This window comes from Pseudomonadota bacterium (assembly GCA_026388215.1).
Classification (GTDB): domain Bacteria; phylum Desulfobacterota; class Syntrophorhabdia; order Syntrophorhabdales; family Syntrophorhabdaceae; genus JAPLKF01.
Genome location: JAPLKF010000119.1, coordinates 1 through 7,551, shown reverse-complemented (window position 1 = coordinate 7,551; position 7,551 = coordinate 1). Strand labels below are relative to the sequence as shown.

Below are 7,551 nucleotides of genomic sequence, written 5' to 3'. Positions count from 1 at the left end.
TTGGAAACCCTTGTGCCTACAGTAAAGAGGCACCCTGAATTTGTGAAGGCAAAGATATATGAAAGAATAGTCGAACCCGATAGGGTAATAATGTTCAGGGTTCCATGGGTTGATGACAAAGGTGAGGTACAGATAAACAGAGGATTCCGGGTACAGTTTAGTAATGCCATCGGGCCTTATAAAGGTGGTTTGAGATTTCATCCTTCTGTAAACCTTGGTATTATAAAATTTCTGGGTTTTGAGCAGATTTTCAAAAATTCTCTTACCACACTTCCCATGGGAGGAGGAAAGGGTGGCTCTGATTTTGACCCAAAAGGAAAATCTGATGATGAGGTGATGAGGTTCTGCCAGGCTTTTATGAGAGAGCTTTTCAGGTATATTGGACCTGACACTGATGTGCCTGCTGGCGATATAGGGGTTGGTGGCCGGGAAATTGGTTATCTTTATGGATACTATAAAAAACTTGTGAATGAACACACAGGTGTTTTCACAGGAAAAGGGCTGGAGTATGGAGGAAGTCTGATAAGGCCCGAAGCAACTGGTTACGGCGTCGTCTATTTCGCAGCAGAAATGCTTGCCACAAGGGGAATGGTGTGATTCCAATGCAACTATAATTGACGAAGAGGGGATCCGCGGGGAAAAATATGACTACGTAATGGACTTAAAAAACATACGGAGAGGAAGGATTAGCGAGTATGCTGAAAAATATGAGCCTGCCGTATGCTTTTTTGGACAGAGCGTTTGGGATGTCATAAAGGAACAGGGTATTAAGGTTGATATAGTATTGCCTTGTGCTACACAGAATGAGATTGATGGTCAACACGCTGAGGTATTGGTGAAAAACGGTTGTATATGTGTTGCAGAGGGGGCAAACATGCCTTCAACCCTTGAAGCTGTTAAGGTTTTTCAGGACAACAATGTACTTTATGGACCAGGAAAGGCAGCAAACGCAGGAGGGGTTGCAACATCAGGTCTTGAAATGACCCAGAATAGCATTAAATTGTCCTGGACACGAGAAGAGGTTGACAATAGACTGCTCATGATAATGAAGGGTATTCATAAGTCCTGCCTTGATGCTGCTGAGACGTATGGGAGAAGCAGTGACTATCTGGCCGGGGCAAATATTGCAGGGTTTTTAAAGGTTGCGAAAGCAATGCTTGCATATGGAATTGTGTAGGAAACAGGAACTAAACTATGAACAAGATAATGTTCAGCATACTTAAAATTCTGGAAAAACAGCAAAAAATATTAGGTTCTACTGAAATAGCAAGACAGCTGAAGCCCCACGGTATTGAGCTTACTGAAAGGGCTGTAAGATATCACCTGAGGATTCTTGATGAGAGAGGGTTGACTAAAAATTTCGGGAAAAAGGGTAGAAGGATTACTGAAAAAGGCAAAAAGGAATTCCAACATGCATTTGTTTCAGAGAGGGTTGGTTTTGTAATCAGCAAAATAGAGACCCTCTCTTTCTTGTCTGATTTTGATGTGAATACACTGAAGGGCAATACCATTCTCAACATCTCCTATTTTCCTGAAGATAGATTGATTGAATCCTTACAGATTTTAAAAAGGGTTTTTAATTCACAGTATGTAATGAGCGAAAGGGTGGTTATGGCTAAGGCAAATGAAGAAATAGGGGATCTTCTGGTACCGAAGGGAACAGTTGGTCTTGGTACTATCTGTAGTATTACGATGAACGGGATATTTTTAAGCGCCGGAATACCTGTGATATCAAAATTTGGCGGGGTAATAGAAATTGAAAACGGAAGGCCTAAAAGGTTCGTATCCATTATTAACTATGACGGTTCATCCCTTGACCCGCTCGAAATTTTTATAAAAAGCAAGATGACTGATGTACTCGGTGTCCTCATGCATAATTCCGGCAAAATTCTCGCAAGCTTCAGGGAAATCCCCAGTGTATGTATGGATAAAGCAGAGACTTTAATTGAGAAGATGGTGCATGCTGGTATTGGAGGTGTTATTCTTTTGGGCAAACCAAATCAATCACTTTTAGGAATCCCTGTCGGGCTGGATAGGGTGGGTATTATAGTGGTTGGCGGATTAAATCCTATTGCTGCCCTTGAAGAGGCAAATATTCCTTCAGAGAGCCATGCAATGTCGACTCTATATCAATACTCTAAACTTATTGGTTTTGAAAAGCTGTATAAAGAAATTTCAAAGAAGTTTGATTGAGAATATATAATCTGTTACCATCTCTCATGCTGTTACCACCTCTTTTATCTCAGGCACTTCCTCTTTAAGTAATTTTTCAACCCACAGACCGAGGGCAAAATCCCCGCATCAGAGTAGCCTGCCGCCTATAAGCTTCACCTTTACCATTTCACGGTCTTCATCAACATCTATTAAATCTGCATAACCATCGGCAAGGTCATCAAATCTCGGTTTCAGAATTTTTAGGGCTTTCCGAACCTTATCTGTGAATGTCATCTGTTTACTCATGCACTTCACCTTCTTTCTTCAATTTCTCATACCATAAACCGTGCCTTTCTTTTACGTATGCTGAATCAATCTTTCCTGTGAGCATACTTTTAAGCAAGGGCCAGTTAATCTTAAAAATGAAGACCCCTACATGAACGATAAGGGCAAGTAAAAAGAGAAAGGCTGATAGTGTGTGGATAAGTGTGTTTATCCCATTTAAAGGTGGTGGCACATAGACATACGGAAGGTTTTTAAAGACCTTGAAAACCCCTGTGAGGGTTAATACAAGTATAATGAGACCCATACCAATATAGGCTATTCTCTGTTCCGGAAGATATTTCTCTGAAGGTGGCTCCTTCCCTATACCAAACATGGCAAGAAGAACCCTGAAGGATTTTCCTATATCACCCCTTTTGGGTAAAAGCCCTTTATCTTTCCTTAGCCCGTGATAGATTATATGGAAGATTACGCCTGCGAGAAAGACCATAGCAAAAATATAGTGGAGTTTTAAATGTTTAAAATAGTCGCCTGCCCATCCGAGGCCAGGTATGTTTAAAATAAAATAGTACCTCTTATATAAAGGCAATTCGCCGATACCTGTTAAGAGAAGCATAATACCGGATAACGCAATAGTCCAGTGTTCTACCATCTCTATTATGCTATGCCTTTTTATCTTCATCCCCATTGGCCTTTTTCTTCCCTGTGCATAATGCACCAACAATACCAGCAAAGGCTGATGCAAAGGCACTGATTAAAAAATATTTTGCAAGGTTATGAGGTTCATCAAGGGGATTTTGAATTTGTTCTGCCATCTGGAATTTCTCTTTTTTTGATTTCAGTTGTGCCTCAATAAACCCGAAGGGTATTGCCGAAAGATAAAGGGTAGACGTTCCACTGTTCTGTTTATCGCCGTATATGTAAAGCCCTTCATTCCTGGCACGTTCTTCTGCCATTTTGTATATTGCCTGTCTTTCACCGAAAAACATTGCTTTGTTATCGTTCAACCTTTCTTCACAGGCAATTACACACATAGGAACCTTGCCCTCTGCTATTCTGTCTTTACACAGATCACACTTATACATAACACCGCCACCAGCATATTTCGGCATAATTTTAAGGTATAGACCAACACCTGCCTGTCTTTGAGGGATATGCCATGGGCATACATCCCTGCACTTTGCCCCTCCAAAACAGAGTTTATCACTTATTACTGTATTGCCGTACTGCTCCTTGCTCAGGGCACCGAAAGGGCATAGCGATACACATGGTGGATTATCACAGTGCATGCACCTTCTCGGGATAAAAATTTCCTTTTTTCTCTTAATTTGTATCCTCTGTATAAATATCCAGTTATAGGGGGTAAGGGTACTTATCGCATCCCTTTTCTTTGACCAGTCTTCGTAGAATTTGTGAGGCCAGTAAGGTTTTATATCCTTTATAGGTTTTGGAAATCTATCTTTGTTATAATTTCTACACGCCTTTACACATCTTGAGATAGGTTCTTCTTTACACCCGTCGCACCTTGTGAGATCTATAATGGTAGCATATCTGCCAGTTGTAGCGTATGCAGTTTCATGGGAGAAAATCTTGCCAGAGACAGTTGCTGCACCTGCAATCTTCAGGAAATTACGTCTTGTAAGGTTCATTTGACCCTACACCATAAGCGGCTACATGCTTAATATATTGGTAAATACCTCATCGTCTAAGTATTCATCGTAACTTATCTCTTTCATGACCATGCTGCTACCACAATTTGGACAAAAGATATCCGGAACTTCCCCGTAAAGAAAAACATACCCACACAGGTCACATACATACTCATCAGGTATTTTCAAATTATTTCCTCCTCTTTTCCTTGCAATCGTTCTTTTCCATACAAAGCCTGTTTATCACACATCTTGTTTGATACTGGCGATAATTGTCATCTACCTTCCCGTGATATTTTTGGCAGGGGAAAATCCTTTGATGTGCTAGTTCATTATATGCACAAAATGGTAAATGTCAACAATCTTTAGTAGAAATAAATATCTGCTCAAAAGAACTCTTCAAGAATCAGCTTGAAATTTTTATTTATAGCCTTTTTCCCCTTCAACATTTCTCCATGTCCCGGTATGAGGTACTCTATATCCAGCTTCGAAAGATGTTCTATACTTTTTGCCAGTGCATTGATATTACCTCCAAACAGGTCAGCCCTTCCAACCCCCATGTAGAAGACTGTATCACCCGATATCAGTACCTTCTTTTCTTCCCAGTAAAGGCAGAGAGAACCAGGTGAATGGCCTGGTGTTGCAATAATTCTAAATGTTTTATCCCCTAATCGTATCGGCCCCTCCTTGAGGAATATCTTAAAGGGTTTCTTTGGTAACTGACAACCTGTCATGAGGAAAAGTTCCCTGTAGCCGTCTCTTAAGTATTCATACTCCTCCTTGCTTATTCCTTTTATTACATCGTTATCGAATCCATCAATTGCCTCGATATGGTCAGGATGACCATGGGTACATAGAATGAGCTTCACATGCTCTATGATTTTTCTATCCCTTGTCATACCCTCAATAACATGATTAAAAAGGGCTGCATGACCGGGGTCGATAAGGACAGAGATCCCTCCATCTATAAAGATTGTATTACAGTTATTTTCCTCATAAGAGACCCATGGATATACATAGAGACCTTCAAAGACCTTCATGGAGCCCCCTATATTCTAAACCTTTCAGGCATGATATCTACCTTATCAATGATGTGCCTCTTCAGTGTCCCGTTGTTGGATTCCACTGTAATAGTTGAGGCATTATTTTTTCCATAGTACCCGATGATGTTTGCAACGTGGCTGATAATTGTTTTATCTGAAGCACCCTTCAGGATCCCGCTGGGTCCATTAAATCCTACAGGGGAAAAGAGCACATAGGCAGATGACCACATAGATTCTAACCTTTCGTTCTCCCCTTTGTTTCTTCCTATAACAAGCTTTGTATCAATACTTAATCTGAAATGCCTGCCGATACTTAGTAGTTCCATATCCTTCATTGTAAAGCCCTTATCGTTTGCAAAAAGGTCCCTGAGCTTATTTGAAAATATAGGGTCTGTAAGCAGGCACCCCCCTCCAGGACAACTAAATTCCTTTAAATTATATGCAGCCGCAAGGTTATATTGTACAGCCCTTGACCTGCCTGCTATATCCAGCAACCTTTCTCTGTCAATTATTCCTTCCCTTTCAGGCATAGTGGGTAGAAAATGTTTTGCTGAAAGGGGCCTCACGATTAATGCTTCAAGCCCGCTTGCCGTTTCTATCAATTGTATAGTATCTCTCCGCTGGGACATTGGCCTTTGACCGAGCACTTCTCCTGTAACAATGAAGCTTGCACCTTTTTCTATCATTATCTCACGGGCCTTTCTCAACATAAATATCCTGCAGTCTATACATGGATTCATGTTTTTTCCGTAACCATGCTTTGGGTTCTGAACCACTTCTATATATTCGGCACCTTTGTCTCTGATGATTAACCTTATGCCAAGCTCAGAGGCAGTTTTTATTGCCTGTAGTCCTTCTTCCCTTTCTTTTCTATTAGAAAAAGGGGAGGCAAAATGAAGCCCTACCACATCAATGCCCTGTTCCAATATGAGCTTTGTTGCAAGTGTGCTGTCCAATCCGCCGGACAATAGTGATATTGCTTTTCTGTTCATAGTTTAAAATGTAGCGTTTGCTACACGCTCTCCAGTGTCCTTTCCTCAAGGGTATTCATCTTTATCCCTGAGTCTATTCCTGGTATAGGCTCAACAGGGTTTGTGAGGAGAAACCGCCCCGAGTTTATCCACTCTTTAAGCAGCATTGCGATTTCTACCGCCTTTGAATAGCTCGATATAGGAAAGGCAGGAACCTCTTTGCCGTTGATGGAGATACTCCCTGATTTCAACTGGGCATAGTTTACCTCGCATAAGCTGTTTGGCACCCTGTTTGGATAATCATTACCATAGTCCACAACCTGGGCCCAGTAGTCTTCATCACTTCTCGATGTGAGATAGGCCATTTCTTCATCTAAAATCGGTATGGGGATACCGATGCCCACAAACATGGTTGCCCCATAACCAATAAAGCTCGCCCCTTTTAAAAAGTCCCCGCTCATCTGTTTTGCATTCCCGATGACTGCGAGTGTTCCTGCCCCTGCCCTCGGTATTCCATCAGGGCTCCGTGGTACAACAGGATTATGTTGTGTACCATACCATGAAACATATCCAATGCCGCCTCCCAGAAATAATCTTGTGCCAATGCCTATTGTTCTGTATTTAGGGTCTTTGAGAAGCGGGGATAATTGGCCAGCGCTACAGTAGTTTGCGCTATTCATGTTTGGTTTTAATGAACCCATATACGTATGGATGACCTTGTTGGTCAGGTTGACAGCTACATTATAGTTCTGATAGCTGTTTCTTGGGTCATATAGATACGCCTCGTTCACGGTATCTTTATTTATATAGGTCTCAATCTTTTTCTTTGGGTAACAATCCGTGCCATAGGCAGTAACTGCAAGCCTTATATTTTTTCCACTCACAAAATCCTCAATCACATGACCGCCACCATATTCAAAGGCACCGGGATAAACCTTATTCCGTGGGTCATCATCCGGAATTGCAGTAGCACCTATATAAATATCTACAGCCGCCAGTCCACAGTATGCTGGTACATCATTAAGATAACACTTACCCCCTCCAATCTTTATCCTTGGTTTTGAATGGCCAACATTTATGAACATACCGCTACTACACATTGGACCGAAGGTACCGGTTGTCACAACATCTACGTACTCAGAAGCCTTTTTTGCCCCCTTTCCCTTTGTTATTCCTATCATTTCCTCGGCAGTTACAACAACTACCTTACCTTTTTTAATCTTTTCATTTATCTCCTCTATTGTCTTCAATATTGCCTCCTTGAGATAATATTTAGCCTCTTTACATTATCCCTTCATAAAAGGGAGAAACAATTCTGTCGAAAGATACCTGTCACCAAGGTCAGGTATTATAACCACAATCAATTTTCCCTTAAACTCCTCTTCCTTTGCAATCTTCAGGGCTGCCCACATAGCTGCACCTGACGATATGCCACAGAATATCCCTTCTTCC

At 41.3% G+C, this 7,551-nt stretch carries 9 protein-coding genes and 1 pseudogene; 2 read left to right on the top strand and 8 right to left on the bottom strand.

What is annotated here, in order from left to right; genetic code table 11:
* Positions 1-1,177, top strand: a pseudogene (locus NTU69_06950) (glutamate dehydrogenase).
* A 17-nt stretch (positions 1,178-1,194) separates the two neighbouring features.
* Complete coding sequence (locus tag NTU69_06945; protein ID MCX5803253.1) at positions 1,195-2,193, top strand: NrpR regulatory domain-containing protein; 999 nt, start codon at positions 1,195-1,197, stop codon at positions 2,191-2,193.
* 108 nt (positions 2,194-2,301) lie between these two features.
* Here NTU69_06945 and NTU69_06940 read toward each other — a convergent pair whose 3' ends face one another.
* The 8 genes from NTU69_06940 to NTU69_06905 form a co-directional block, all read right to left on the bottom strand.
* Positions 2,302-2,460 carry a hypothetical protein gene (locus NTU69_06940; protein ID MCX5803252.1) on the bottom strand — a complete coding sequence of 53 codons (159 nt, stop codon included), beginning with the start codon at positions 2,458-2,460 and terminating at the stop codon, positions 2,302-2,304.
* Positions 2,453-3,118, bottom strand: a complete 666-nt coding sequence (locus NTU69_06935) for a cytochrome b/b6 domain-containing protein (protein MCX5803251.1) — start codon at positions 3,116-3,118, stop codon at positions 2,453-2,455. Before NTU69_06935 ends, NTU69_06940 begins: the two co-directional genes overlap by 8 nt.
* Positions 3,099-4,085 carry a 4Fe-4S dicluster domain-containing protein gene (locus tag NTU69_06930; GenBank protein ID MCX5803250.1) on the bottom strand — a complete coding sequence of 329 codons (987 nt, stop codon included), beginning with the start codon at positions 4,083-4,085 and terminating at the stop codon, positions 3,099-3,101. The genes NTU69_06935 and NTU69_06930 overlap by 20 nt, the downstream gene beginning before the upstream one ends.
* A 21-nt stretch (positions 4,086-4,106) precedes the next feature.
* A complete protein-coding gene (locus NTU69_06925) occupies positions 4,107-4,274 on the bottom strand; it encodes a hypothetical protein (GenBank protein MCX5803249.1) in 168 nt (55 codons plus the stop codon).
* A 197-nt stretch (positions 4,275-4,471) separates the two neighbouring features.
* Complete coding sequence (locus NTU69_06920; GenBank protein MCX5803248.1) at positions 4,472-5,125, bottom strand: MBL fold metallo-hydrolase; 654 nt, start codon at positions 5,123-5,125, stop codon at positions 4,472-4,474.
* An 8-nt stretch (positions 5,126-5,133) separates the two neighbouring features.
* Positions 5,134-6,120, bottom strand: coding sequence for a hypothetical protein (locus NTU69_06915; GenBank protein MCX5803247.1), 987 nt, complete (start codon positions 6,118-6,120; stop codon positions 5,134-5,136).
* Between the two features lie 20 nt (positions 6,121-6,140).
* Entirely contained in the window at positions 6,141-7,352 is a 1,212-nt protein-coding gene (locus NTU69_06910; GenBank protein ID MCX5803246.1) for a homocysteine biosynthesis protein, read from the bottom strand.
* 33 nt (positions 7,353-7,385) lie between these two features.
* A partial coding sequence (locus NTU69_06905) for a cysteine synthase A (GenBank protein ID MCX5803245.1) occupies positions 7,386-7,551 on the bottom strand: 166 nt, incomplete at its 5' end.